Annotated in this window: 2 protein-coding genes and 1 pseudogene; 2 read left to right on the top strand and 1 reads right to left on the bottom strand. The window is 31.1% G+C overall.

Annotation, left to right across the window (positions count from 1 at the left end):
* Positions 1–65 precede the first annotated feature (65 nt).
* Both hisG and pyrB read left to right on the top strand, forming a co-directional pair.
* A complete protein-coding gene (gene hisG / locus Q4Q55_RS10255) occupies positions 66–926 on the top strand; it encodes an ATP phosphoribosyltransferase (RefSeq protein ID WP_303372703.1) in 861 nt (286 codons plus the stop codon).
* Between the two features lie 172 nt (positions 927–1,098).
* Positions 1,099–2,034, top strand: coding sequence for an aspartate carbamoyltransferase (pyrB, locus tag Q4Q55_RS10250; protein WP_303372702.1), 936 nt, complete (start codon positions 1,099–1,101; stop codon positions 2,032–2,034).
* Here pyrB and Q4Q55_RS10245 read toward each other — a convergent pair.
* A pseudogene (locus tag Q4Q55_RS10245) lies at positions 2,027–2,375 on the bottom strand (cell division control protein Cdc6); the annotation flags it as partial. The gene pyrB and the pseudogene Q4Q55_RS10245 overlap by 8 nt on opposite strands.

Raw genomic sequence — 2,375 nt, 5'->3', positions numbered from 1 at the left:
ACTGAAAAAAAGTATTAATAAAAAGATTAATATAATATAACTTATTAAACAATGGAAAGATTATGATGAAAATTAAAATTGCTGTTCCTTCAAAAGGAAGAATAAGTGAACCTTCAATAAATATCTTAGAAAAAGCAGGATTGGGATTAAAAGATAAAGAAAGTAGAAAACTAATCTCAAAAACATTCAATAAAGATATTGATGTGTTGTTTGCAAGAGCATCAGATATTCCTGAATTTGTTCAAGATGGAATAGCAGATATCGGAATCACCGGTATAGACCTGATTAATGAAAATGAAGCTGATGTCGTCGAACTGCTTGATTTGAAATTTGGAAAAACAAAGTTGGTACTAGCAGCTCCCGAAGACTCAAACATTGCATCAATATATGATATTAAAGATGAAATGACTGTGGCTACAGAATTTCCATCATTAACTAAAAAATATCTAGAAGAAAATGATTTGAAATTAAAAATAGTCAAGTTAAGCGGATCTACAGAAGCAGCTCCTTTTATAGGTGTTGCTGATTTAATTACTGATCTTACAAGCACAGGAACAACCCTGAAAATGAACCATCTGGAAATAGTTGATACATTACTGGAAAGTTCAATCGTGCTTATTGCAAATAAACAAAGCATTGAAACTAAAAAGGAATTGATTGAATCTGTCAGCACCAGCATTAAAGGAGTACTTGATGCAAACCGTAAAAAACTGCTGATGATGAATGTAAAAACCAAAGATTTAAATTGCGTTAAAGAAGTCATGCCCTCACTTGGGGGTTTAACAATATCAGATGTGCTTTCAGATGAAGAAACAGTTGCTGCCCAAGCAGTAATAGATGAAGACATAGTTTTTGATCTTGTGAATAAATTAAGAAATGCAGGTGCAAGGGACATACTTGTCGTGCCAATCGAAAGAATAATATGAAAATACAAATAATATACTCAACCTCAAGTAAAAATACAAAAAATGCCTGAAAATTTTATTGAAAAAAGAAAAATAAATAGTATAATGAGTGAATATAAAAGATGGTAAAAGTCTTGAATTTGAATGAAATAGACAATTGCTAATTACATTAACAACATGATTAATAAAAGGGTTGATTAAAATTTTTAAATTAAAAAACATAATTTCCATAAAAGATTTTGAAAGAGATGACATAGATTATATCCTTGATGAAGCAGCAAAGCTAGAAAACATTGCTAATTCAAAAGAAGTTTCAGAAGAACTTAAAGGGAAAATTTTAGGTTTGATGTTTTTTGAACCTTCAACAAGGACAAGAATGTCATTTGAAACTTCAATGAAACGCTTAAGTGGAGAATGCATAGGTTTTGAAAGTAGTGGATCAAGTTCTGTATCAAAAGGTGAAAGTATCGCAGATACTGCAAAAATGTTTGAAGGATATAGTGACGCATTAGTAATTAGACACGAACTTGAAGGTGTTTCAAAATTTATCTCAGGAATTGTTGATGTTCCAGTTATAAATGCAGGAGATGGAGCCGGTCAGCATCCAACTCAGACATTGCTTGACTTATATACTATTAAAAAAGAAATTGGTAAAATTGACGACTTGAAAATTGCTTTAATAGGTGATTTAAAATTCGGCCGTACTGTACATTCACTTTCAAATGCATTATGCTTATATAATAATGTCAAAATATACCTGGTATCTCCAAATGAACTTAGAATGCCTCAGGAAGTTCTTCATGATATTGAAAAAACAGATATTGTCTACGAAGAAGTGGACAACATTGAAAGCATTATTGATGATGTTGATGTTTTATATGTAACTAGAATTCAAAAAGAGAGATTTGGAGACATTGAAGATTACCTGAAAATAAAAGGAGCTTATATTATTAACAAAAAAATGCTTGAGGGTAAGGATGTTATTGTAATGCACCCATTGCCAAGAATAGATGAAATAGACACTGATGTTGACGATACAAAATATAACAAATATTTCGCCCAAGCATTTAATGCCGTTCCGGTAAGAATGGCCATCTTGAAAACATTGATTAAAAACAACCCTAAATAGAATACAGGGTTGTTTCAAGTAAATTTTCATCACATTGAAGCTTGATGATATTAGTTCTTCCTTTTCCACGTCCACGAGAAATGGTATTTGTAGAAATAATTCCTAATAATTCAAGTTCATTAATAAAGTCAAAGATTCTTCTGTAAGTTACAGCATCTTTTTTTGATAAGCTTTCATATTCGTCATATAGTTTTCCGGAAGTTATTTCTTCATCTTGTTTAGTTAAAATCAGAATAGCTTCCAAAAGCCTTTGCTGCTGTAAAGGTAGAGTTTGAATAATTTCAGTTACCTTATTGTGTTCTATCCTATCTTTCGCCATTCTAACATGTTCGCTAGTAACC

It is taken from the genome of Methanobrevibacter sp. (assembly GCF_030539555.1).
Classification (GTDB): domain Archaea; phylum Methanobacteriota; class Methanobacteria; order Methanobacteriales; family Methanobacteriaceae; genus Methanocatella.
Note: the sequence above shows the minus strand (reverse complement) of the source record. Positions and strands in the feature narration are given on the sequence as shown.

What these genes read in the sequence shown, in the direction of transcription:
- hisG (WP_303372703.1), top strand. Translation starts at nt 66, where the DNA reads ATGAAAATTAAAATTGCTGTTCCTTCAAAAGGAAGAATAAGTGAACCT.